Source organism: Actinopolymorpha sp. NPDC004070, from assembly GCF_040610475.1.
Classification (GTDB): Bacteria; Actinomycetota; Actinomycetes; order Propionibacteriales; family Actinopolymorphaceae; genus Actinopolymorpha.
In genome coordinates, this window is record NZ_JBEXMJ010000015.1 from 128,587 (window position 1) to 153,003 (window position 24,417).

Below are 24,417 nucleotides of genomic sequence, written 5' to 3' on the forward strand. Positions count from 1 at the left end.
TGAGGGGGTGTCCTCGTGGAGCCCAACGAGAGGTTACGTTCCGCGCGCGAGAGAACGGGGTCCCGGGAGTCTCCCGGTCACGCGATGTCCCGGCAGGAGATGGCCGACCAGCTCAACGCATACCTGTTCCGGGTCACCGGGCGCGAGTTCGGAATCGACGCCAACTACGTGGGGAAGCTCGAACGCGGGGTGATTCGCTGGCCGCAGAAGCTCTACCGGGACGCGTTCCGGGCCGTTCTCGGTGTGGGAACCGACCGGGAGCTGGGGTTCTTCAACCCGCGGCGGGCACCGGCCCTCGCCGGCAACGGTGGTGCCGGGGCAGCGACCAACGGCGGTCCGGGGAGCAACGGTCAGTCCGGTGCCACGGGGGAACACGGAGGGGCCGCCGTGCTGTCGATGCGTACCGGCGCGGGTGGATCGCCGGCCACGGCAGGTTCCGCCGGTTCCGGAGGTTCCGCAGGTTCAGGCGGTCCGGGTGGTGGGCTGCTGCCGGCCGCGGCGTTCGCGCTGCTCGGCTCGGTCGAGGCGACCCCGATTCCGTCGCGGATCGGCCGGGACGAGATCGGGCACGTCCGTGCGGCCGCCGTGCTGTTCAGCCGCTGGGACCACAGCTACGGCGGAGGTTTCGTGCGGGACGCCGTGGTCGCGCAGCTGCGCTGGTCGTCCCGGCTGCTGCAGGCCGGCGCCGGGCACCGCGAACGCCTCGAACTACACGAGGCGGTGGGGCACCTCGCGCACGTGGCGGGGTTCATGGCCTTCGACGCGTACGCGTTCACCGACGCAGAACGGCTGTTCCGGTTCACGCTCGCCTGCGCGGAGGCGGCGGGCACCTGGCACCTGCGGGCGAAGGTGCTCTCCTCGATGGCCCGGCTGGCGGTCTGGCGCGGCCACGCCGCCACCGCGCTCGGGCTGACCGACCTGGCCCTGCTCCGCTCGGACCGGATTACCCCCACCGAACAGGCGATGCTGCTCACCGCCCGGGCCCGCGGGCTGGCCCGGCTGGGCCGCACCCGGGAGACCCTGCGCGTGGTCGGCGCCGCCGACGACGCGTTCGCCCGCTCCAACCCGGCCGAGGACCCGCCGTGGATGGCGTACTACGACGCGGCCCAGCATGCCGGCGACACCGGGCACGCGTTGTTCGACCTGGAGGTACGCGGGTACCCGACCGAGGCCGGCCGGCGGCTGGCCGCCGCGGTCGCCGGGCACACCCCGCCCTACGCCCGCTCGCGCACCATCTCCCGGATCAAGCTCGCGTCGTTGCTGATGGCGACCGACGACCCGCGGGAGGCGGTGGCGACGGGAACGTCCGCGCTGGAGGGCGCGGGCCGGCTGCGGTCCCGGCGTACCGCGGAGGATCTGCGTGAGCTCCGCCGGTACGCCGGGCAGCACGCGACCATCCCCGACGTGGCCGACCTCCGCCGCCGGATCGGCAACCTGGTCAGCTGAACCGCACGCCCGGCTGAGCCCCATGCCGCCTGCCGCCTGCGCCGCGGTCAGTCGGCGGGCGGCCACAGCCGGGGGCAGGCCGCCGGGTCGGTGTAGTCGGGGTGGCCGGCGGCGTTGCGGCGTACGTACTGGTCGTTGGGGTGGAAGGCGAGGGTGCCGTCGGCCCGGGTGTGTTCCACGAAGTGGTTCGAGCCCGGCTGCATGTGGACCGCCATCGCTCGCCGCGGCGCACCGCTGCGGTTGGGCCCGCTGCCGTGGACCGTACGGCAGTGGTGGAAGCTCATCGCTCCGCGCGGGATCTCGGCCACCACCACCTCGACGTCGTGCCGCGTCCGCACCGAGTCCAGGGTGGACAGGTCGGGGTTGAAGAAGTCCAGCACCACGTCGTCCTCCCAGCGGTGGCTGCCGGCCACGAACGACACCGCGCCCTCGCGCTCGCCGACGTCGTGGAAGGGCACCCAGGCGGTGAGCATGTCGGCGGAGGCTGCGCTGCGCCAGTACTGCCGGTCGGTGTGCCAGCCGACGTTCACCTTCCCGGACTCCGGAAGGCTGTCCTCGGACGGCTTGTACAGCAGCTGGTCGTGCCACAGGCGGATCTCCGGCTCGCCGTTGAGGCGGGCGGCGCAGGCGCCGATCAGCGGGTGCCGCACCAGTGTGGCCAGGTCGTCGACGATCAGGGACGTGTAGTCGTTCTTGCGGAGCACGTCGCCGTGCTCGGGCCGCCAGCCCACCCGGTCGCTGCCGTCGGGCATCGGGCGGTCGGCGTGCCCGGCGTAGAAGTTCGCCATGCCGCGTTCGGCTGTGTCGATCACCTCCGGTGGCAGGATGCGCCCGGAGATCCAGTAGCCGTTCTCCCGGTAGAACGCCACGTCGTCGGGCGTGGGCAGCAGGTCGGCGTAGCGTTCGAGCAGGTCTTCGGTCGTGGTCGTCATGTTCTGCGACGCTACGGCCGGGTGCGGTCGCAGGCGTTCACGCGCGGGTCGGGAAACGTACACAATCGCCGGATGCGCGCGGACAGTGCCGGTGGGGCGGGCGGAACCGACGAGGTGGTGCGGCCGGACGGGATCTCGGCCGGTTTCCACGCCTACCTCGGCCGGGCCGGCGTGCCCGGCCTCGTGCACGCCGGTGACCAGCGCGCGCCGACGTCCTGGCTGATCGGCGCCCACCACCACGACGTGTGGGAGCTGTACCTCCAGACCGCCGGCCCGGCCACCCGCTGGCGGGTCCGCGACCGCGACTACACCGTGGGCCGCAACGGCCTGCTGGTCGTGCCGCCGGGTGCGGTGCACCACATGGTCTGCCCGGCGACCACGACCTGGCACTACGTGTTCGCGGCGTTCGACGCCGCCGCCCTGCTGGCCGACCTGCCCGAGGCCGTGCCGGTCTGGCAGCGGTCGGTGCCGTCGTACGTGCCGGACGCGGGCTCGGCGGTCGCGCCCTTCGAGGCGTTCCTGCGGGAGGTCACCACCACCCAGTCGCTGCGAGCCGCCGGGCTGACGTTGACCGCGCGGCACCTGCTGGTGGAGGTGACCAGGCTGCTGACCACGGGTGAGGTGGCCGGCCGGGTCGGGCTCCACCCGGCGGTGGCGCACGCCCGGCGGCTGCTGGACGCCGCGCCGGGGGAGCGGCTGCCGCTGGCCGCGCTGGCCCGCGCGGTGGGACTGTCGCCGGCGTACCTCGGTGAGCTTTTCACCGAGCAGCTCGGCGCGAGCCCCGCGAACTACCACCGGTCGCTGCGGCTGCGACGGGCGGAGATGCTGCTGGCCGAGACCGACGCGAGCGTCACCCAGGTCGCGGTGGAGCTGGGCTTCTCCTCTGCCCAGCACTTCGCGACCGCCTTCCGTGCCCGCACCGGCCGCACCCCGCGGGAGTTTCGCCGTCAGTGGCGCGGCGGGCGTACGCCGGCCCCCAGGGTGGGTTCGGCTCGACTCGAAGCCGATGTGCCCCAAGTCGCCGAACGTGACCACGCCGACGTGGTAGGCGTCGACGCGTGACCATCGACCAGGTGCGTGCCCGTCCGGTGACCGCCGCACCGACGCGGGAGCCGTTCGCGACCCTGCCGGTGCTGCTCGTGGCGGCGGTCGTCGCCGCGTTGCTGGTGGCGACGAGCAACCGGTACGGCTACCACCGGGACGAGCTCTACTTCCGGCTGCTCGGTCAGCACCCTGCCTGGGGCTACGTCGACCAGCCACCTGCCACCCCTCTTCTGGCCGGGCTGACGCGCGCGCTGTTCGGGGACCACCTGTGGGCGTTGCGGCTCCCCAGCGCCCTCGCGGTGGCAGGTGCGGCGATCCTCACCGCACTGCTGGTCCGCGAGTGGGGCGGCGGCCGGGCCGCGCAGGTGCTGGGAGCGCTGGGCGTGGTGGCGGTGTTCCCGCTCGCCGGTGGGCACGTGCTGGCCACCGCGACCCTCGACCTGGTGCTGCAGGCGGCCGTGCTGTTGTGCGTGGCCCGGGCGTTGCTGCGCGACCCCCGCTGGTGGCTCGCGGCCGGGGCGGTGGTGGGCGCCGGGCTGTACGTCAAGTACCTGGTCGTGCTGACCCTGCTGGCGGTCGGCGTCGGCCTGCTGCTGGCCGGCCCGCGCCGGGTGCTCGCCTCGCGCTGGCTGTGGGCCGGCGTGCTGCTCGCGCTCGTGGTCGGCGCCCCGAACCTGGTCTACCAGGCCACCCACCACTGGCCGCAGCTCACCATGGCCGGGGCGATCGAACGGAACAAGGGCGCAGGCTCCCGCGTCTCGTTCCTACCGCTCCAACTGGTCATGCTGGGGCTGTTCATGGTGCCGGTGTGGGTGGCCGGGCTGGTACGGCTGCTGCGCGAGCCCGGACTGCGGCCGGTGCGGGCGATGGCGGTCGCGTACCCGGCAGCATGCGTGCTGGTGCTGGTCCTCGGCGGGCAGCCGTACTACACCCTCGGGCTGATCCTGGCCCTGTACGCGGCCGGGTGCGCGCCGGTGGTGCGGTGGATGGCGCGCGGGCAGCGGGTGGGCCGGGTGGGCCGGATCGGTCGGGTCGCCGCTTTCACCACCGCACTGGTGCTCAACGTCGCCATGTCCGTGCTGGTCGCGCTTCCGCTCCTGCCGGTCCGTGTGCTCGCGGCCACCCATCTCGCCGACGCCAACCAGGTCGTCGCCGACCAGATCGGGTGGCCGGAGTACGTGCGCCAGATCGCGGACGTGTACCGGGGGCTGCCGGCCGCCGACGCTTCCAGGGCAGTCATCGTCACCGCCAACTACGGCGAGGCGGGCGCGCTGGACCGCTTCGGCACCGGCCTGCCTCCCGTCCACAGCGCACACAACGCGCTGTGGTTCCTCGGGCGCCCGGCGGAGGACAGGACGGTGGTGATCCTGGTCGGCTTCGCCGACGCCGGCCCGCGACTGGCGTGGTTCGGTTCGTGCCGGGTCGCGGCCCGCCTGGACAACGGCGTCGGCATACCGAACGAGGAACAGAGCAACGACGTCAAGGTGTGCCACGACCCGGTCCGGCCGTGGTCGCAGCTGTGGCCCGACCTCCGGCACTACGACTGATCTCTCGTCGGCGCCCGTGGCTGACGCCGGCGCCGGCCGTCGCGGCCAGTGGGCCCGAACAGGCCCACCGGCCGCGACGGCACCCCCGTGTCGATCGCTTCCCCTCGTCGTACGAACCAGCCTAGGGGTGGGCACCGACAGGTCTCATCGGTCACGAGGCTGAACGCGGGTCATCCGAACGGACCAGTCACCGCGCCTGGTCGAACGGGACGGTCAGGCAGGCCAGCCGCGCACCGGCCATGCCGGCGTGTCCCCGCCCTCTGCTGGTGCGGTGCTCGTGGATGACGACCGACCCGGCGTCCTTGGATGCGATCGGCCAGTACACCGTGCTGACCGCGTAGCCGACCCCGTTGGCGTCGGTGCGGAAGTCCAGCCAGATCTCGTTGCGCGGGTTGGCGTACCGAGGATCCACCGACGGCTGCACCGGATCCTCGATGAACTGCACGTGCGGACCGGCGTCGGTCGGCGCACTGCCGCAGCTGTCGACGTGGACGTGGGCGCCGTAGGTGCGGCGGGGAACCAGGCCGGTCACCGCGAGCACCGTGGTGGTGCCGAACGGCCAGGTGTAGGCGGCCACCGACGCGTGCGCGCCGACCGGCACCAGTGCCGGGTCGTACGTCAACGCGTCGCCGCCGTCCTCGACGGGCCCGAACCGGCCGATCGCGATGACCGGGCGGCCGAGGCTCGCGCGGGCGGCCTGAGCCGTAGTGGCTTGGGAGACCTCGGTGGCCTGGGTGGCCGCGGAGACGGACCGCGCGCTCGTGGTGAACGAGTGCTGTGCGGGTCCTCGTGTCGCCTCCCCGGCCGCAGCGGCGGCGGAGGGGGCGGCAGTCGTGGTGGCGGCCATCGCGACCGCGGCCACGAAAAGTGACAGCATGACTGCGTAACGTTTCATGGGCTGGTTGTAGCACGTCCGAACAGGTCCGTACGGAAGGCGCACAGGCACCGGCGTCGCCCGGGACGGGTTCGGCGAATGCCATAGGGTCTGTGCTGCGATGAACCGAACCACGCCGGGCGAGCGGCACGAGGACTCGAGCTACCAACCCTCCGATGTCGAACGCTGGGTGGGCGAGCCGCCGAAGAGCGCCGGCCGCACGCCGTTCGCCCGCGACCGGGCCCGGGTCCTGCACTCGGCCGCGTTGCGCCGGCTCGCCGCCAAGACGCAGGTACTCGGTCCGGGGATCCACGACTTCGTTCGCACCCGCCTGACGCACACCCTCGAGGTCGCGCAGGTGGGCCGCGAGCTCGGCCAGTCCCTCGGCTGCGACCCCGACGTCGTGGACACCGCCTGCCTGGCCCACGACCTCGGTCACCCGCCGTTCGGGCACAACGGCGAGGCCGCGCTGGACGAGGTGTGCGCGGACGCCGGCGGATTCGAGGGCAACGCGCAGACACTGCGGCTGCTGACCCGGCTGGAGGCGAAGACGTTCGCCGACGGTGCCGGCCGCAGCGCGGGCCTGAACCTCACCCGGGCCTCCCTCGACGCGGCGACGAAGTACCCCTGGCGGCGGGGGGAGGCACCACCGGGTGCCGGGGCGAAGTTCGGTGTCTACGACGACGACCTGGAGGTCTTCGGCTGGCTGCGGGCCGGCGTCGACCGGCGCCGCTGTCTGGAAGCGCAGGTGATGGACTTCGCCGACGACGTGGCGTACTCCGTGCACGACGTGGAGGACGGCGTGGTGTTCGGCCGGATCGTGCTGTCCGCGCTGGCCGACCGGGCCGAGCGCGCCACCGTGTGGGAGGTCGTCCGCGACTGGTACCTCCCCGGTGTGGAGGACGCCGAGCTTGACGATGCGTACGACCGGCTGCGTGGTTTCGGCTACTGGCCGCCGACCGACTACGACGGCGACCGGCGTTCGCTGGCCGCGCTGAAGGACCTCACCAGCCAGCTGATCGGACGGTTCTGCCTGGCCGCCGAGCAGGCGACGCACGCGGAGTACGGACGCGGGCGGCTGGTCCGCTACCGGGCCGATCTTGTCGTACCCCACGAGACCCGGGTGGAGATCGCCGTTCTGAAGGGGATCGCTGCGACCTACGTCATGCGGTCGGCCGAACGCGTCGCCCTGCTCTCCCGGCAACGGGAGGTCGTGCACGGGCTGGTGTCGGCGCTCCGGCGTACCGCGCCGGACGGCCTGGCACCGGCGTTCCGGGCCGACTTCGCCGCCGCGCCCGACGACGCCGCCCGGCTGCGGGTCGTCATCGACCAGACCGCGTCGCTGACCGACGCGTCCGCGGTGGCGATGGCGCGGTCCCTGCGGTCGTAGACGAGCCGCCGGTCACGCGGCCGGTTCCCGCCGAGATCCTGCTTCGCCGGGTCCGCCTGTGGCACGGTTGGAACTCCGTACGCGAGTTCTCGAAGGAGTCGCCGCATGGCTGAGCAGACCGGACAGCAGACGTACGTCGTGATCGGCGGGGGACTGGCCGCGGCGAAGGCGGTGGAGGCGTTGCGGTCGGAGGGCTTCGCCGGCCGGGTCGTCCTCGTCGCCCGCGAGTCCGAGCTTCCGTACGAACGCCCGCCGCTGTCCAAGGGCGTCCTCCTCGGTACCGACGACCCCGTGACGGTGATCACCCACGACCAGGCGTGGTACGACGAGCAGCGGGTGGAGCTCCGGCTCGGTGTAGCCGTACGCCGGTTGGACCCGTCCGCCCACGAGGTGGTGCTGTCCGACGGCGAGACGCTCCACTACGACAAGGCGCTGCTGGCGACCGGCTCGGTCGTCCGTCGGCTGGACGTGCCCGGCGTCGACCTGGCCGGCGTGCACTACCTGCGCACCCTCACCGACTGCCTCACCCTGAAGGAGACCCTGGCCGCCGCCGACCGGGTGGTGGTCGTCGGCGCCGGCTGGATCGGCCTGGAGACCGCCGCCGCAGCGCGGCACCACGGCGCGGAGGTGGTGGTGGTCGAGCCGCAGCCCGGACCGCTCTACACCGTGCTCGGACCGCAGATGAGCGAGGTGTTCGCTCGGCTGCACCGCGACCACGGGGTGGAGTTCCGGTTCGGCACCTCGCTGGCGCAGATTCGCGGCGACGGCGGGAAGGTGACCGGCGCGGTCACCAGTGACGCCGAGGAGCTGGCCGCGGACGCGGTGATCGTCGGCGTCGGTGTCGCCCCGGACATCGAGCTGGCCGAGGCCGCCGGGCTGGCCGTCGACAAGGGCGTGCTCACCGACGAGCGGCTGCGTACCTCCGACCCGGACGTCTACGCCGCCGGCGACGTCGCGCGGTGGTACTCCCCGACGTTCGGCCGCCCGCTGCACGTGGAGCACTGGGCGAACGCGCAGGACGGCGGAGCCGCCGCGGGCCGGGCGATGGCCGGCTCGGACGCGGCGTACGACGCGGTGCCGTTCTTTTTCAGCGACCAGTACGACCTGGGCATGGAGTACTCCGGGGACGTCGGGCCCGACGGGTACGACGACGTGGTGGTGCGCGGTGACCTGGACGGGCGGGAGTTCGTGGCGTTCTGGCTGCGCAAGGGGCGGGTCGTCGCCGGAATGAACGTCAACGTCTGGGACGTCCAGGACGCCATCCAGGCGCTGATCCGGTCCGGGCGCGAGGTCGCCCCGGGCAGGCTCGCCGATGCCGGGGTGGACCTGGACGCGGTGTACGCGTAGCCCCGGGGCGTACCCGTCGAGCTGAGACGTGCTGGTGCACAAGGGCCGTCGACCCGGCGCCGTCGGGCTCGTGAGCACCCGGCCGTAGACTCCGACTCATGGCCGGCCGGATCCGCGACGACGACATCGCGCTGGTCCGGGAACGCACCCGGATCGACGAGGTCGTCTCGCAGTACGTCACGTTGCGCCCGGCGGGTACCGGCTCGCTGAAGGGCCTGTGTCCCTTCCATGACGAGAAGTCCCCGTCGTTCAACGTCCGTCCCCAGGTCGGCGCCTATCACTGCTTCGGCTGCGGCGAGGGCGGCGACGCGATCTCCTTCCTGCAGAAGATCGAGGGCCTCGGGTTCGTCGAGGCGGTCGAACGCCTCGCCACCCTCGCCGGCGTCCAGTTGCGCTACGTCGACGGCGGCCAGCCCGAGCGGCGCCAGCCCGGCACCAGGGCCCGGCTGGTCGAGGCTCACAAGGCCGCCGAGGAGTTCTACAAGGAGCAACTGCACTCCTCACCAGACGCGGCGGCCGGTCGCACCTTCCTCGCCGAGCGCGGCTTCGACCGGGCGGCGGCGGAGCACTTCCGCGTCGGCTTCGCCCCCCGCGGCGGCAGCGCGCTGCTCAGCCACCTGCGCGGTCGTGGCTTCTCCGATGACGAGCTCGCCACCGGCGGCCTGGCCGCCAGCAGTGCCCGCGGCCGCTACGACCGGTTCCGGGGCCGGCTGGTGTGGCCGATCCGTGAGCTGTCCGGTGACGTGGTGGGGTTCGGCGCACGCCGGCTCTTCGACGACGACCGGATCGACGCGAAGTACCTCAACACCCCGGAGACGCCGATCTACCACAAGAGCCAGGTGCTGTACGGCGTCGACCTGGCCCGCCGCGACATCGCCCGGAAGTCCCAGGCGGTCGTGGTGGAGGGCTACACCGACGTGATGGCCTGCCACCTCGCCGGCGTGCCCACGGCGGTGGCCACCTGCGGCACGGCGTTCGGGGAGGACCACGCCCGGGTGCTGCGCCGGCTGCTGCTGGACCACGAGGAGTTCCGCGGCGAGGTGATCTACACCTTCGACGGTGACGAGGCCGGGCAGCGCGCGGCGCTGAAGGCGTTCGAGGGCGACCAGCAGTTCGTGTCGCAGACCTACGTCGCGGTCGAGCCGGACGGGCTGGACCCCTGCGACCTGCGCCTGAAGCACGGAGACGCGGCGGTCCGCGACCTGATCGCCCGCCGGATCCCGCTGTACCGCTTCGTCCTGGAGCGGGCGCTGGGCCGGTTCGACCTGGACCGCGCCGACGGCCGGGTGGACGCGCTGCGGGCGACCGCGCCGTACTTCCGTTCCGTACGCGACCGGGCCAAGCTGAACGCCTACTCCCGTGAGCTCGCCGGCATGCTCGGCATGGACGTCGACGAGGTGCGGGCGGAGGTGGCCCGGGCGGCCGGCGCCGCGGGCCGCACCGGCGGCACCGGTCCCGGGGCCGGGGGTGTGCGCGGCGGCGACCGGGGCGGCCGGGGACGAGGGCCGCTGACGGAGCCGGGTCGTACGCAGGCCGCACCGGCGGCGCCGCAGACGCCGCTGCCCGACCCGAACGAGCCTCGGCTCAGCGCCGAACGCGAGCTGCTCAAGCTCGTCGTCCAGTCCCCGACGGTGGTCGGTCCGGCGTTCGACGCGGTGGAGGAGAGTGACTTCACCCATCCCGCCTACGTCGCGGTGCGGCGGGCGAGTGCGGGCGCGGGCGGCGTCGGCACCTCCGCCGGCGGCGACGCCTGGGTGTCCACGCTCGCCGCGCACGCACCCGACGACGCCGTACGCGGGCTGGTCACCGCGCTCGCCGTGGAGCCGCTGCGCGCGGCCGGCACCCCCGACCAGCGCTACGCCGGTTCGCTGCTGGCCCGGGTGCAGGAGCTCGCGGTCGCCCGGCGCATCGCCGACGTGAAGTCCAAGCTGCAGCGGATGAACCCCGTCGAGCAGACCGAGGCCTACAACAAGCTGTTCGGTGAGCTGGTCGCGCTCGAGCAACACCGCCGCGGCCTGCGCGAACGCGCCGTGGGCGGCCTCGGCTGAGCGCCGCCGGTCCAGTGCCCGGCCCTGTCGTCACCGGCCGGGCGGCAGGCGGGGCGTCAGCCGGGGAGGCTGGCCGGGACCGGACCGGCGTGGCGGCCCGCCGGCACCTCGCGGCCGGGTGAGTTGGTGGCAGCGGTTAGTTTCTAGACATGCCGAAGGTCGCCGGAGTCGACTCCTCCACCCAGTCCTGCAAGATCGTCGTGGCCGACGCCGACACCGGTGAGGTGCTCGACGAGCGGGTCGCCGCGCACCCCGACGGCACCGAGTGCCCGCCGGACGCGTGGTGGTCGGCGCTGCGGGAGGCGGCCGAGGGGCTGCTGGACGACGTGGCCGCGATCGGCGTCGCCGGCCAGCAGCACGGCATGGTCACCCTGGACGAGGCCGGTGAGGTCGTCCGCCCGGCGCTGCTGTGGAACGACACCCGGTCCGCGGCCGCGGCGCTCCGGTTGGTGCAGTTGCTCGGCCCGGCCGGATGGGCGGAGGCGGTCGGATCGGTGCCGCTGGCCAGCATGACCGTGAGCAAGCTCGCCTGGCTGGCCGAGCACGAGCCGGCCAACGCCGAGCGCGTGGCCCGGGTGATGCTGCCGCACGACTACCTGACCTGGGAGCTGTGCGGTCGCCCGGACCAGCCGGTGACCGACCGCGGCGACGCGTCCGGCACGGCGTACTGGTCCCCGGTCACCGGCGACTACCGCACCGACCTGCTCCAGCTCGCACTCGGCCGTACGCCCGAACTCCCCAAGGTGCTCGGCCCGGCCGAACCCGCGGGTGAGACCGGCTCGGCCGGCCTGAACGGCGTCGTCGGTCCCGGCACGCTGGTCTCGGCGGGCACCGGCGACAACATGGGCGCCGCGCTCGGGCTCGGCATCGAGCCCGGTGACGTGGTGGTCTCCCTCGGCACCAGCGGCACCGTCTTCGCCGTGCACGACAAGCCGTCCACCGACCCGACCGGGATCGTGGCCGGCTTCGCCGACGCGACCGGGCGGTTCCTGCCGCTGGTGTGCACGCTGAACGCCGCCCGGGTGCTCACCGCCACCGCGAACATGCTGGGCGTGGACCTGGCCGGACTGGAGCGGCTGGCCCGCGAGGCCGCGCCCGGTGCGGGTGGGCTGGTGCTGCTGCCCTACCTCGACGGCGAGCGCACGCCCAACCTCCCCGACGCGGCGGGCTCGCTGCACAACCTCCGCCGCGGCACGATGACGCCGGCCAACATGGCCCGGGCCGCGGTCGAGGGCATGCTGTGCGGCCTCGCCGACGGGCTGGACGCGGTGCGGGCACAGGGCGTGACCGTCCGCCGGGTGCTGCTGATCGGCGGCGCCGCCCGGTCGGAGGCGGTGCGCTCGGCCGCACCGACCGTGTTCGGCGTACCCGTCACCGTGCCGCCGCCGGCGGAGTACGTCGCGCTCGGCGCGGCCAGGCAGGCCGCCTGGGCGCTGGCCGGGTCGGCGGCGCCGCCGTCGTGGAGTCTCGGCGAGTCGGTGGTACGCGACGAGGTGGACGAGGCCGCGGGTGAGCGCATCCGGTCGGCGTACGCGCAGGCGCGCACTGCGCTGCATCCGGGCGACTGACAGCGGCCGCGACCCGGAGCCTGACCCGGGGGCCGGTCTCGCCGGACAACAGGCCCCGACCTGCGGGGAAGTCGGCGCGACTCGCCGGAGACATTCGGTTGGTCACAAGCTGTGCGGTTGGCGTCGTACTCGGTGGGGAAGGTGCCTGTTTCGGGGAGGCACAATGGTGATGAACTCTGCCGACGTCGGCGCCCGTCGACGGCTGATCGTGATGCAACGTCTGCGTGAGCGGCGTCGCCGCCTCGGACTGACCCAGAAGCAGGTGGTCAGCCGGTTGGGCCGGCTCGGCGTCCTCACGACCAACAAGGCCCTCAGCAGCCTGGAGCACGGTGCCGGTCTGGACGTGGCGAAGCTACCCGAGCTCGCCCACGCGCTGGAGTGCACGGTGACCTATCTCCTGGGCATGACCTCGGACCCGCGAAGCTGGGCACCCGACACCACACCGGCCAGCCAGCAGCAGGGTCCCCGGGACCAGGCCGCGGTCGCCGCGAACCGGCCGAGGGTGCCGGGCGCGGTGCCTGCCGGGGCGCGGCCCGACTGGGCTCGCCGACCTGACCTGGCGCGCCGCCCTGCGGCCGCTCCGGGCCTGGTCAACGCACATCCACCCACCCGTAACCCACCGCCGTCCGCCTGACGGTCGCGCGGTCCGGGCCACCCGGACCGCGCGAACTTCCTCTGCGGGCCCGACTTCCTTCGGGGGCTCGGGCCTTCGTGGACCTGGCCTTCGGGGGATCAGCCCGACCAGGAGCGGTGGGCCCGGGTGACGATGTCCAGGACCAGCTTCGCCGCCGGTCCCACGGCGTTCTCCACCGCGGGTGACAGGCCGATGCCGGTGCCGATGTTGCCGGGTTCGCAGCCCACCACCACGACCCGGGCGACCTGGCGGTGGATCGCGGGTACGAGCGCCAGCACGCCGTCGGGTCGTGGGTACGGTCCGTCGTCCGCGGCGTCGTCGGCGGCCTCCACGACGTACAACGTGCCCGGTGGGCCGTCGCTGTGCAGCGAGTCGACGAGGACCACCAGGCCGTAGCCGTCGAGGTGTTGCGTGGCGAGGTGGCGGCCGCGGATGCCGTAGTCGCGCAGGTCGACCGGTGCGGGCAGCGGGTCGCGGGCCAGCCGGTGGATCACCGCGACGCCGAAGCCGTCGTCGGCGCAGAAGACGTTGCCGACTCCGGCGACGAGGACCCGGCCGCCGGTGCCGCGGCCGGTCCGTTCGCGGCCGCTTCGTTCGCTGATTCGTTCGTGGTGGTCAGGCGGATGGACCACTGCGCGCCCCCCGCGTCGCCGACGAGCCGTTTCCCGGTCAGCGTACGTCCGGGCGGTGATCGCCACGGCGGGAACGCGCGACCTCACAGCCGGGGTGGAACCGCACCCGGTGGCTGGTTCCGGACGCGGTCGGTGCGACATCCCGGCAGGCGGAAGCTGTGCCTTGACCCCCGGTGCGCCGCGGTCCTAGTTTGTTCGGACCCTGAACGAAATGGGCGACCGAAATCCGGCCGGGTCTTCGGCCGGTGGTCCTCGCCCACGACGGGCCCGTACTGGAGGATCCGTGAACGGCGCGACCAGGCAGCTGCCGGGCCGGGCCGATCATGCCGCCGTCCGCCGGGCCAACCTGGCCGTCGCCGTCCGGGCGCTGCGTGCGGGCGGGCGGAGCCGGGCCCAGCTCGCCGCGGACACCAGCCTCACCAAGGCCACCGTCTCCAGCCTCGTCACCGAGCTCGCCGGCCGCGGCCTGGTCCAGACCGCCAGGCCCCGCACCACCGCAGCCGACCCCGCCAACTCCGCCGGCTCCGCCAGCGACACCCACCCCACCAACGCCGGCACCACGGCCGGCAACGGAGGACCGTCGCGGGCGGGTGCGGTGGGCCGGCCGGGCCAGCCGGTCGAGCTGGCCACCGGGCGGGTGCTCGCGATCGGGGTGGAGCTGAACGTCGACTACCTGTGCGGCGTCGTCCTCGACCTCGGCGGGCGGGAGCGGGTGCTGACCCGGACCGCGTTCGACGTGCCGGCCGGCGTGGAGGCCACCGCCGATGAGGTGGTCCGCCTGGTGACCGAGCTCGCCGACCGGACGCTGGCCGACGCCGCGTTCGCGACCGCGGACGACCCGGCCGTCCTGGCCGGGGTCGGCGTGGCCGCACCCGGGCTGGTCGACGGCACCCGCGGGACCGTACGAGTGGCGCCCAACCTGGGCTGGCGCGACGTACCTCTGCACGACCTGCTCGCCGTGCGGCTGGCCGGCCGCGCGCTGCCCTGGCTGCCGGGCGGCGCCCAGCCCTGGGACGAGCGGCTGCTGGTGGACAACGAGGCGACGCTGGCCACGCTCGCGGAGTACGCCGAGTTCGCGGAGTTCGCCGACGACGCCGGTCCCGGCGACCGTGACCTGGTGCTGGTCACGGGCGGTGTCGGCGTGGGTGGCGGCCTGGTCGTCGACGGCCGGCTGGTTCGCGGCAGCGGTGGGTTCGCCGGCGAGGTGGGCCACCTCGCGGTCGCGCCGGACGGTGCCCGGTGCGGCTGCGGCCGCCGCGGTTGCTGGGAGACCCTGTGCGGGCTCGGCGCGCTGCTCGACCTGGCCGCCCCGCCGGACGACCTGGTGCACCGGCACGACCACGACCTCGACGAACGCCTGGACCTGCTGCTCGATCGCGCGCGCAACGGCGACGAGCGCACCCTGACGGCGTTCGACCGGGTGGGGCGGGCACTCGGCCACGGCGCCTCGATGCTGGTCAACCTCACCAATCCGCGGGTGCTGGTCCTCGGTGGCTACTTCGCCCGGCTGGGGGAGTTCCTGCGCCCGGTCGTGGAGTCCGAGCTCGCGGCCCGCGTCGTCGCACCGGACGCCGGCGGGGTCCGGGTCACCTTGTCGCGGCTCGGGCTGGCCGCGGCCGCCACCGGTGCCGCCCACGCGGTGCTCGCCCCCGTACTCGACGACCCGACGCTGGTGCCACCCCTGGCAGGCCAGTCCCCGGCGGCCGCGCAGTCTCCGGCGGCCGCGCAGTCCCCGACGTCAGCAGTACACGCACCATCAACACTCGCAGAGGAGATCGGATGACCGACTACACCCCGACCCGTGAGGACAAGTTCTCCTTCGGCCTGTGGACCGTGGGCTGGGAGGGCGTCGACGTGTTCGGCTCGGCGGTCCGCCCGCCCCTGGCGCCGGCCGACGCGGTCAACAAGCTGGCCGAGCTCGGCGCGTACGGCGTGACGTTCCACGACAACGACCTCTTCCCGTTCGACGCGACCGCCGCCCAGCGTTCGGACCACATCGCGGCGTTCCGCAAGGCGCTGGACGAGACCGGGCTGACCGTCCCGATGGCCACCACCAACCTGTTCGGCCACCCGATCTTCAAGGACGGCGGCTTCACCGCCAACCACCGCGACGTGCGCAGGTTCGCGATCCGCAAGGTGGCCGAGAACATCGACCTGGCCGTCGAGCTCGGCGCGAAGGTCTACGTGTGCTGGGGCGGCCGAGAGGGCGCGGAGTCCGGTGGCGCCAAGGACGTTCGGGTCGCGCTGGACCGGATGAAGGAGGCCTACGACATCCTCGGCCAGTACGTCCTGGACCAGGGGTACGACCTGAAGTTCGCGGTCGAGCCGAAGCCGAACGAGCCGCGCGGCGACATCCTGCTGCCGACGATCGGGCACGCGCTGGCGTTCATCAACGAACTCGAGCACCCCGAGATGGTCGGCCTGAACCCCGAGGTCGGGCACGAGGAGATGGCCGGCGTCAACTTCGCGCACGGTATCGCCCAGGCGCTGTGGCACGGCAAGCTCTTCCACGTGGACCTGAACGGCCAGCACGGCCCGCGCTTCGACCAGGACCTGCGCTTCGGCGCCGGCAACCTGCGCGGTGCGTTCTGGGCGGTCGACACGCTGGAGAACGGCGGCTACGACGGTCCGCGACACTTCGACTTCAAGCCGCCACGGACCGAGGACATGGAAGGCGTCTGGGAGTCCGCACGCGGCTGCATGCGCAACTATCTGATCCTGCGGGAGAAGTCGCGGGCGTTCCGCGCCGACCCGGAGGTGCAGGCGGCGCTGGCCGCGTCGAAGCTGGACGAGCTGGCCCAGCCGACACTGGCCGAGGGGGAGACCCTCGCCTCCCTGCGCGAGGAGGAATGGGACGACGCGCGGATCGAGGCCCTGGCCGAGCGGGGGATGGGCTTCGAGCGGCTCGACCAGCTGGCCATGGACCACCTGCTGGGTGTGGCCTGATGAGGTACGCAGGTGACCTCGCACGCGTTCGCGGTGTGGTGAGTGGGTTCGACCGATCGGACGAGGGAGTACGTACGCATGACAAGTAAGCCAACGCTCGGCGTGGGCATGGTGGGCTACGCGTTCATGGGCCAGGCCCACTCACAGGCCTGGCGGACCGTGAACGCCGCCTTCGACCTGCCGTACGCCGTGGACATGGCCGCGATCGCCGGCCGCAGCGAGGACAAGGTGAAGGCCGCCGCGGAGAAGTTCGGCTGGCGGTCCTACGAGACCGACTGGCGGAAGCTGATCGAACGCGACGACATCGGCCTGGTCGACGTGTGCAGCCCCGGCGGCAACCACGCCGAGGTGGCGATCGCCGCGCTCGCCGCCGGCAAGCACGTGCTGTGCGAGAAGCCGCTGGCGAACACCGTCGAGGAAGCCCGGGAGATGGTGAAGGCCGCCGAGGCCGCCGCGCAGAACGGCGTCCGCTCGATGGTCGGCTTCAACTACCGGCGTGTTCCGGCGGCGGCGTTCGCCCGTCAACTCGTTCTTGACGGCAAGCTGGGCGCGATCCGGCACGTCCGCGCGGTCTACCTGCAGGACTGGATCACCGACCCGGAGTTCCCGCTGGTGTGGCGGTTGAAGAAGGAGGAGGCGGGTTCGGGCGCGCTCGGCGACATCGCGTCCCACATCGTCGACCTCACGCAGTTCGTCACCGGCCAGAAGGTCACCGGCGTCAGCGGGCTGACCGAGACCTTCATCAAGGAACGCCCGCTGGTGGCCTCCACCGAGGGCCTGCGCGGCACCGGTTCGTCCGAGCGCGGCGAGGTCACCGTCGACGATGCGGCGTTGTTCATCGCCCGGCTGTCCGGCGGCGCGGTGGCGACCTACGAGGCGACGCGGTTCGCGACCGGCCGCAGGAACGGCCTGCGGATCGAGCTGAACGGCGAGAAGGGCTCGCTGGTGTTCGACCTGGAACGCCTGAACGAGCTGGAGCTGTACCTCTCCGACGACGACGCCGGGACGCAGGGCTTCCGGCGAATTCTCGTCACCGAGCCCGAGCACCCGTACATGGCCGCGTGGTGGCCGTCCGGGCACATCATCGGCTGGGAGCACAGCTTCACCCACGAGGCGTACGACCTGGTGACCGCGATCGCCGCGGGCACCGACCCGGCGCCCACGTTCGCCGACGGACTGCAGGTGCAGCAGGTGCTCGACGCCGTCGAGCGCAGCGCCGAGTCCGGCTCGGGCTGGATTCCGACCACCGACAACAGCTGAGCGCAGGAGGAGAGCATGCCCCGTCCCGTCACCCTGTTCACCGGCCAGTGGGCCGACCTGCCTTTCGAGGAGATGTGCCGGCTCGCCTCCGAGTGGGGCTACGACGGCCTGGAGATCGCCTGCTGGGGCGACCACCTCGACGTCTGGAAGGCCGCCGAGGACGACAAGTACGTCAAGGCCAAGCTGGACACGCTGGAGAAGCACAACCTGAAGCTGTGGGCGATCTCCAACCACCTCAAGGGCCAGGCCGTCTGCGACGACCCGATCGACGCCCGGCACAAGGACATCCTGCCGGCGAAGATCTGGGGCGACGGTGACCCTGAGGGCGTCCGCCAGCGGGCCGCGGAGGAGATGAAGATGACCGCCCGGGCCGCCGCCCGGCTCGGCGTCGACACAGTGGTCGGCTTCACCGGCTCCTCGATCTGGAAGTACGTCGCGATGTTCCCGCCGGCGTCGGAGGCACTCGTCGACGCGGGCTACCAGGACTTCGCCGACCGGTGGAACCCCATCCTCGACGTGTTCGACGAGGTGGGCGTGAAGTTCGCCCACGAGGTGCACCCGAGCGAGATCGCCTACGACTACTGGACCACGGTCCGCACCCTCGAGGCGATCGGCCACCGGCCGGCGTTCGGTCTCAACTGGGACCCCAGCCACTTCGTGTGGCAGGACCTCGACCCGGTGGGCTTCATCCTGGAGTTCAAGGACCGGATCTACCACGTGGACTGCAAGGACGCCAAGCGCCGGGTCGGCAACGGCCGCAACGGCCGGCTGTCGTCGCACCTGCCGTGGGGCGACCTGCGGCGCGGCTGGGACTTCGTCTCGACCGGCCGCGGCGACGTCCCGTGGGAGGACTGCTTCCGTGCACTGAACTCGATCGGGTACGACGGCCCGATCTCGGTGGAGTGGGAGGACGCCGGCATGGACCGGCTGATGGGTGCTCCCGAGGCGCTGGCCACCGTACGCGCGCTGTGTGAGATCGAGCCGTCCGCGGCGTCGTTCGACGCGGCGTTCAGCTCCGAGGGCTGATCTGCGGGGGTCACATCAGTTCACGGCAGAGGCCGGGACCGCGCGACCAGCGCGGACCCGGCCTCTGTGTCATGCGGGGTCATGCGGGGTCGTCATGCGGGGGCATGCGCGGTCGTGCGCGGTCGTGCGCCGGCCTGCAGGGTGGTGCCTCGCCTTCTCGCGTGCGGTGTCCGGTCGGGTGTGACATTTCGAAGTGCGGGGTAGCTCCTCCTTCGGTCGCAATCGCCGGTGCACTCCCTTTGCACTGTTCACTCGGGGGAGCAATGAACCATCACGACCGGACCCGATCGCTGGCCTTCGCGTCGTTCGTCCCGGTCGGAGCGCGGGCCGCCCGCGTCCTGCTGGCCGGCCTGTTCGTGCCGGTGAGCCTGGCCGCCGCCGGCAGTGGGCTGCCCGGAGCGGGCATGGAGGCGCAGGCGATGGCGGCGGTTCCGCCGGCGGGGTCGGCGGCTGCCTCGACCTCCGGTGCCATGGCGACTTCGGTGCCGACTTCGGTGCCGGGATCGCTGTCCGGCTCACTGTCGGGCTCACTGTCGGGCTCACTGTCGGGCATGGTCGCCTGGCACGGGCTGCCGTTCAGTTTCACCCGGGACGGCTACGGTGCGCTGAGCCTGAACGGCACCCGGCGTCCGTACCGCAGCGGCACGGTTCTTCCGCGGCTCGACGAGGGGACCCACGACGCGCAGGGCGTCCGGATGGTGGTGATCTCGGGCAGGCAGTACGACCACCCCAACTTCCAGGCCAACTACGGCCTGGCGAACCTCGACTCCTACGAAATCACCGGCGACCGCTTCTACCTCGACCGCGCCTTGACGCAGGCTCGCCGGCTCCGTGACCGCCGGGTGGTCTCGGGCGGCGCGTAGTTCCACCCGTACGACTTCGACTTCGACCTGCACCGCACCTCGACCGAGACGATGCGCGGGAAGTGGTACAGCGGGCTGGCCCAGGGAAAGGTGCTGGCGTTCTTCACCGAGCTCGCCCGCGTCACCGGCGACCCGCGCTGGCGGAAGGCCGCCGACTGTACGTTCGAGAGCTTCCTGCGGCCTCCCGACGCCCGGGCGCCGTGGGTGGCCATGACCGACCGCAACCACCTGCTCTGGCTGGTCGAGTATCCGTACGGCTCACCCCAGCAGGCCGATCTGGTCTTCAACGGCCACCTGTCCGCGATCTTCGGCCTGTGGGACTACTACCGGTTCACCCGTGACCGTCGTGCGCTCGCGATGTACGACGGCGCCGTCACCACGGTCCACCGCTACCGCGACTCGCTGCGGGTCCCGGGCGGGTCCTCGATCTACTGCCTCACCCACGGCGCCCCCGCGACCAGCGGCTACCACCGGATGCACTCCCGCCAGCTGATCCAGCTCTCGCTGATGACCGGCCGCAGCGAGTTCGCGCACCTGGCGCAGGCGCTGGTCGGCGACAGCCCGTACCCGGTCCTCAGCTCGCCGCGCCGGGTCGACCTCACTGCCGGGCGGCACGTGGGTCTTTCGTACGACGTCGCCACGGGGAAGGTCACCGGCACCCGCACCGTCACGCTGATGCAGGCGGCCACCGGCACCACGGTCCGGCGGATGCGGCTGAAGGGCGGGGGCATCTACTACCTCGTCGGGACGGGCAGCCCGCTGGCCGGGACGTGGGTGCCGGAGCAGGCGGGTCTGAGCATGATTCGCGGGGTGGTGAGCCCGCTCGACTTCCGCGCCGGCCGGCGTGCGGTGCTGGCGGCCGGGCGCACCTACACCGGGCTGAAGTACGACAGTGCCGGCAACCGGACCGCCACCGTGCAGGTCACCGCCCGCGTCACGTACGACGCCGCCGCCTGGATCCGTGGCGTACCCCACCTGCGGATCCAGAGCGGGAGGCTCCGGGGGTACTGGGTCGCGCAGGCCCACCTGACGAAGGTGGCCTGAGCCCGCAGGGTCGGTTTGCCTCGGTACGACCTCGGTCCGGCCACGGTGCGGCCGTACGGCGACCGGAGACCGGTCCGGGTGCGACCCGGGTGCGCCCGGCGGCGGTCGGCGGCGGCTGACCGGCACTACCAGAACCGGGCCCGATGTGGGAGCCGTCAGCGCGAACTGTGCCGACGTCGGTCATTGCTCCATGAGTATCTCCAAATGCCTAACGTAACTGCCCCCGGACAGGCACACTGGATCACGCCGATCTTCCCCAGGGGAGGAGATGTGCCGTGCCGGTCTTCGTGCTCTTGTCAGCGGCTCTTCGAGCCGACGCATCACCGCCAGCAAGCCCGGGTCCGGGTGGGCACTCGCAGGAAACCACCGTCCACACCGGGCAGTACGCCACCGGGCCTGGCGTGCCGCCCACCGAGTCCGCTGCCGCGTCGACCGGGTCGGGTCCCGCCGGGTCCGATTCTGCCGACCTGCCTGCGGACGTGCCTGCCGGGTCGCCGGTAGCCACCGAGGCTCCGACTGCTCCGGGGTCCGCTGAGGCCACCGAGGCCGCCGAGGAGGAGTTGCCCTCTCTGGACGAACTCAGTGACCGGGCGCCTGATCTGGTCCGCCAGTACCTCCGGGAGATCGGCCGGGTGCCGCTGCTGTCCGCGCAGGAGGAGGTCGACCTCGCGCGCTCGATCGAGGCCGGGCTGTTCGCCGAACGCCATCTCGTCGAGGGCGGTCCCGTACAGGCCACGCAGGAGGAGCTGGAGATGCTGGTCCTGCTGGGCCGCGCCGCCAAGCGGCACCTGATCGAGGCCAACCTGCGGCTGGTCGTCTCGGTGGCCAAGCGGTGCACCGGACGCGGCCTGCCCCTGCTGGACCTCATCCAGGAAGGCAACCTCGGCCTGATCCGGGCGGTGGAGAAGTTCGACTACACCCGGGGCTACAAGTTCTCCACGTACGCCACCTGGTGGATCCGGCAGGCGATCTCCCGGGCGATCGCCGACCAGTCCCGGGCCATCCGGGTGCCGGTGCACGTGGTGGACGCGATCAACCGCGTGCTGCGCGCGCAGCGGCAGCTGTTCCAGCAGCTCGGCCGGGACCCGCTGATCGAGGAGGTCGCCGAGGTCGTGGGGCTGGACCCCGACCGGGCCAGCGAGCTGCTGCGGCTGGCGCGGGAGCCGGTGTCCCTGCACACCCCCATCGGTGAGATGGAGGCGTCGGAGCTCGGTGACCTGATCGAGGACCTGGACGCGGTGGCCCCACTGGACGCCGCGGCCGCCTCGCTGATGCGTGAACACATCGAGTCGGCGCTGGCTCAGCTGGGCGAGCGGGAGCGGTACGTCGTCCAGATGCGGTACGGCCTCACCGACGGGCAGATCCACACGTTGGAGGAGGTCGGCCGCCGGTTCGGTGTCACCCGCGAGCGCGTACGCCAGATCGAGGCGAAGACGCTGGCCAAGCTGCGGGGCGGAAGCTGGGCGCCTGGCCTTCGGGAGTATCTCGCCTGAGGCGGGCCCGGCTCGGCATCCGGAGTACTCGTGCGGCCCTCGGGCTCTGAGGTGCCGAGGTGGTGTCGGACACGTGGGCTGGGCGCCGGGCGGTCCGGTCGATGCCGGACGGCCCGGCGCCCACGCGTGCCCGCTACCGTGAACCCGTGCGTCGTCGGCAAAGTCCTCCGCGCGAGGTGAAGAACGCCCTGGCCCTGCGTCCCCACGAGCGGATTCTCGCCGCCGCGCGGACCGCGACCGAGGAGTGGGTGGTGGCCACCGACCGGCGGCTGCACCTGCCCGAACCCGGCGGTGCCGACACCTTTGCGGGCATCCCGTGGGAACAGGTCGAGCACGCCGAATGGGACCGCGACGAGGAGGTCCTGCGGGTCACCGCCGCCGCGCCGCTCGGGCAGCCGATGCCGACGTGGCGGCTGCGGTTCGACCCACCCGACCAGCGGCTGCTGGCGCTGATCCGCGAACGCATCACCGCGAGCGTGGTCACCGAACGCCACGTGCCGCTGCGGGGGCGTCTGGGCGTACGCGTGATCGCCCGCCGGCCGCCCGCCGGTGACCCTGACGCGGCCGACGGCGGGATCGTCTGGGCGATCGCCTTCGACGAGGGGCTGGACCCGAACGACCCGGACGTCCTCGACGCCGCCCACCGAGCCCTCGCGACCGTTCGGGCGGAGATCGAGCCGTGACCCGGCGGGCGGTCGGGCCCGTCGTGCTCGCCGTCGTCCTCGTGGCGATGGCGGTGCTCGGTGCCTGCACGCCGAGCGCGGGTGACCTGACCGCCCCGACCGCCCGTCCCGGCGACACCCCGACCACCGGTGGGGAAGCCGTTCCGCCGCAGACCCCGCCGCCACGTCCGCGCGGGCCGTCCGGATGCGCGGTCAGCGGTGGTCCCGGCGGTGGCGGTGACGCCGGTTCGAAGGTGTCGTACGAACAACCCCTGTCAGCCGGGCAGCCCCTCTCCGCCCAGCGGCTCTCCGCAGCCGGCGCGCCTTCGCCTGCCGGGCAGGCGGCACCGTGGAAGGACCGGCCCACTGTTTCGTTGTGCTTCGACGTACGGTCCGATCCGCGGGTGGTGCGGGGCTCGGAGCAGGTGACCTTCACCCCTGGTCGGCGTACCTGCGAGATCGTCTTCCGTGCCTGGCCGAACAAGCCGGAGACCGCGCGGGCCGGCAACCGGCTCGAGGTCACCTCCGCCGCCGTGGACGGGCGCAAGGAGACCCCGAAGGTCGAGGCCGCCGGAGCGCCGCCGGGTTCGCCGGGCACTCTGGTCAAGGTGCCGGTCAGGCGTTGTGTGGCTGCCGGCCGCACGGTGCAGGTCGACCTCACGTTCACCTTGACGGTTGGGGAGAACACACCCGAGCGGGTCGGCTACTCGACCCGGGACCGCGCCGTCTGGCTGGGCACGGCGTACCCCCTGCTGGCCTGGCAGCGCGGCAAGGGATGGGTGACCGACCCTGCCGTCGACCTGTTCGGCGAGACGGTGACCAGCGAGGAGTTCCGGCTGCGGCGGCTCGACGTGGTGGCGCCCGCCGGGGACCAGGTGCTCGGCACCGGGCAGGCGGTCGGCAGCATGCCGTCGACGAAGGTACGGGGAAGTGTGGTGCACCGGTTCCGCGCCGACTCCGTACGCGACGTCGCGATCACGGCGGGACGGCTGCGGACGCAGACCCGCGACGTGGACGGCGTACGCGTGCACGTGGGGGTGCCCGACGGCTCGGTCGCCTCCGCGGGGGAGTGGGCCGACGCGACCGCCGCCGCGATCCGCGCGCTGTCGTCCTACCTCGGGCCGTTCCCGTACCACGACCTGTGGGTCACGGTCGCCGACGGTGTGGGCACCGGCATCGAGTTCCCCGGCGCCATCCAGTTCGGCAACGTCTCCCCGACGCGCTACCCCCAACTCGTCCCGCACGAGGTGGCGCACATGTGGTTCTACGGACTGGTCGGCAACGACCAGGCGCGGGATCCGTGGCTGGACGAGGCACTCGCGGAGTACGCCGAGACGCTGGTGGACGGGACCGGCGCCCGGTCGGCGCGGTTCCAGGCGCCGTCGCGGGTGCGCGACCGGGTGGGGGAGTCGATGGCGTGGTACGCCGCGCTGCGTGCCCCCGACCTGTACGCCGCGGGGGTCTACCGCCAGGGCGGCGCGATGCTCCACCGGGCGCGGCAGGCCGCCGGACCTGCGACCTTTGACCGACTTCTGCGCGGCTACGTGAGTGCCAACGCGCACCGGATCGCCACCCCGCGTGACTTCGCCCGGGCGTTCGCGAGCCGGCCGAAGGTGATCGCGATCCTGCGGGAGTACGGCGCGATCCCGCGATGATCCACG

At 72.8% G+C, this 24,417-nt stretch carries 19 protein-coding genes and 1 pseudogene; 17 read left to right on the forward strand and 3 right to left on the reverse strand.

The window, feature by feature from the left end; genetic code table 11:
• Window positions 1-84 precede the first annotated feature (84 nt).
• Window positions 85-1,446, forward strand: coding sequence for an XRE family transcriptional regulator (locus tag ABZV93_RS24820; RefSeq protein WP_354940299.1), 1,362 nt, complete (start codon window positions 85-87; stop codon window positions 1,444-1,446).
• Window positions 1,447-1,493: 47 nt separating this feature from the next.
• Here ABZV93_RS24820 and ABZV93_RS24825 read toward each other — a convergent pair whose 3' ends face one another.
• The gene (locus ABZV93_RS24825; protein ID WP_354940302.1) at window positions 1,494-2,378 is read right to left on the reverse strand and encodes a phytanoyl-CoA dioxygenase family protein; all 885 of its coding nucleotides are present in this window, start codon (window positions 2,376-2,378) and stop codon (window positions 1,494-1,496) included.
• A gap of 72 nt (window positions 2,379-2,450) precedes the next feature.
• Here ABZV93_RS24825 and ABZV93_RS24830 point away from each other — a divergent pair, with 72 nt between their 5' ends.
• Window positions 2,451-3,440 carry an AraC family transcriptional regulator gene (locus ABZV93_RS24830; RefSeq protein WP_354940305.1) on the forward strand — a complete coding sequence of 330 codons (990 nt, stop codon included), beginning with the start codon at window positions 2,451-2,453 and terminating at the stop codon, window positions 3,438-3,440.
• A complete protein-coding gene (locus tag ABZV93_RS24835) occupies window positions 3,437-4,969 on the forward strand; it encodes a glycosyltransferase family 39 protein (RefSeq protein ID WP_354940308.1) in 1,533 nt (510 codons plus the stop codon). Before ABZV93_RS24830 ends, ABZV93_RS24835 begins: the two co-directional genes overlap by 4 nt.
• Before the next feature lie 187 nt (window positions 4,970-5,156).
• Here the strand turns inward: ABZV93_RS24835 and ABZV93_RS24840 are convergent, their stop codons facing one another.
• Window positions 5,157-5,864, reverse strand: coding sequence for a superoxide dismutase (locus tag ABZV93_RS24840; RefSeq protein WP_354940311.1), 708 nt, complete (start codon window positions 5,862-5,864; stop codon window positions 5,157-5,159).
• A gap of 100 nt (window positions 5,865-5,964) precedes the next feature.
• Here ABZV93_RS24840 and ABZV93_RS24845 point away from each other — a divergent pair, with 100 nt between their 5' ends.
• The 5 genes from ABZV93_RS24845 to ABZV93_RS24865 all read left to right on the forward strand — a co-directional run bounded on the left by ABZV93_RS24845 (window position 5,965) and on the right by ABZV93_RS24865 (window position 12,830).
• Window positions 5,965-7,233 carry a deoxyguanosinetriphosphate triphosphohydrolase gene (locus ABZV93_RS24845; RefSeq protein ID WP_354940314.1) on the forward strand — a complete coding sequence of 423 codons (1,269 nt, stop codon included), beginning with the start codon at window positions 5,965-5,967 and terminating at the stop codon, window positions 7,231-7,233.
• Window positions 7,234-7,338: 105 nt separating this feature from the next.
• Window positions 7,339-8,580, forward strand: coding sequence for an FAD-dependent oxidoreductase (locus tag ABZV93_RS24850; RefSeq protein ID WP_354940317.1), 1,242 nt, complete (start codon window positions 7,339-7,341; stop codon window positions 8,578-8,580).
• A gap of 98 nt (window positions 8,581-8,678) precedes the next feature.
• On the forward strand, window positions 8,679-10,628 hold the full coding sequence (dnaG, locus tag ABZV93_RS24855; protein ID WP_354940320.1) for a DNA primase: 1,950 nt from the start codon (window positions 8,679-8,681) through the stop codon (window positions 10,626-10,628).
• 149 nt (window positions 10,629-10,777) lie between these two features.
• Window positions 10,778-12,196 carry a xylulokinase gene (gene xylB / locus ABZV93_RS24860; protein WP_354940323.1) on the forward strand — a complete coding sequence of 473 codons (1,419 nt, stop codon included), beginning with the start codon at window positions 10,778-10,780 and terminating at the stop codon, window positions 12,194-12,196.
• 169 nt (window positions 12,197-12,365) lie between these two features.
• Window positions 12,366-12,830, forward strand: coding sequence for a hypothetical protein (locus tag ABZV93_RS24865; protein ID WP_354940326.1), 465 nt, complete (start codon window positions 12,366-12,368; stop codon window positions 12,828-12,830).
• Window positions 12,831-12,928: 98 nt separating this feature from the next.
• On the opposite strand, the gene ABZV93_RS24870 is transcribed toward ABZV93_RS24865, so the two are convergent.
• Complete coding sequence (locus ABZV93_RS24870) at window positions 12,929-13,462, reverse strand: hydrogenase maturation protease (protein ID WP_354940329.1); 534 nt, start codon at window positions 13,460-13,462, stop codon at window positions 12,929-12,931.
• A gap of 283 nt (window positions 13,463-13,745) precedes the next feature.
• Between ABZV93_RS24870 and ABZV93_RS24875 the strand changes: the two genes are divergently transcribed.
• From ABZV93_RS24875 to ABZV93_RS24915, 9 genes and pseudogenes are all read left to right on the forward strand, one after another.
• Entirely contained in the window at window positions 13,746-15,245 is a 1,500-nt protein-coding gene (locus ABZV93_RS24875; protein WP_354940332.1) for an ROK family protein, read from the forward strand.
• Window positions 15,242-16,408, forward strand: a complete 1,167-nt coding sequence (xylA, locus tag ABZV93_RS24880) for a xylose isomerase (protein ID WP_354940334.1) — start codon at window positions 15,242-15,244, stop codon at window positions 16,406-16,408. Before ABZV93_RS24875 ends, xylA begins: the two co-directional genes overlap by 4 nt.
• A gap of 78 nt (window positions 16,409-16,486) precedes the next feature.
• The gene (locus tag ABZV93_RS24885) at window positions 16,487-17,668 is read left to right on the forward strand and encodes a Gfo/Idh/MocA family oxidoreductase (protein WP_354940337.1); all 1,182 of its coding nucleotides are present in this window, start codon (window positions 16,487-16,489) and stop codon (window positions 17,666-17,668) included.
• 15 nt (window positions 17,669-17,683) lie between these two features.
• Window positions 17,684-18,694 (forward strand): sugar phosphate isomerase/epimerase family protein, encoded by a 1,011-nt coding sequence (locus tag ABZV93_RS24890; protein ID WP_179788605.1) that lies wholly within the window; start codon window positions 17,684-17,686, stop codon window positions 18,692-18,694.
• 263 nt (window positions 18,695-18,957) lie between these two features.
• Window positions 18,958-19,557: a hypothetical protein gene (locus tag ABZV93_RS24895; protein ID WP_354940340.1), complete on the forward strand. Its 600-nt coding sequence runs from the start codon at window positions 18,958-18,960 to the stop codon at window positions 19,555-19,557.
• Window positions 19,558-19,581: 24 nt separating this feature from the next.
• Window positions 19,582-20,601, forward strand: a pseudogene (locus ABZV93_RS24900) (D-glucuronyl C5-epimerase family protein); the annotation flags it as partial.
• Window positions 20,602-21,161: 560 nt separating this feature from the next.
• The gene (locus ABZV93_RS24905; protein WP_354940343.1) at window positions 21,162-22,094 is read left to right on the forward strand and encodes an RNA polymerase sigma factor; all 933 of its coding nucleotides are present in this window, start codon (window positions 21,162-21,164) and stop codon (window positions 22,092-22,094) included.
• A gap of 146 nt (window positions 22,095-22,240) precedes the next feature.
• Window positions 22,241-22,777, forward strand: coding sequence for a hypothetical protein (locus tag ABZV93_RS24910; RefSeq protein ID WP_354940345.1), 537 nt, complete (start codon window positions 22,241-22,243; stop codon window positions 22,775-22,777).
• Window positions 22,774-24,411 (forward strand): M1 family aminopeptidase, encoded by a 1,638-nt coding sequence (locus tag ABZV93_RS24915; RefSeq protein WP_354940348.1) that lies wholly within the window; start codon window positions 22,774-22,776, stop codon window positions 24,409-24,411. The genes ABZV93_RS24910 and ABZV93_RS24915 overlap by 4 nt, the downstream gene beginning before the upstream one ends.
• Window positions 24,412-24,417: the final 6 nt, after the last annotated feature.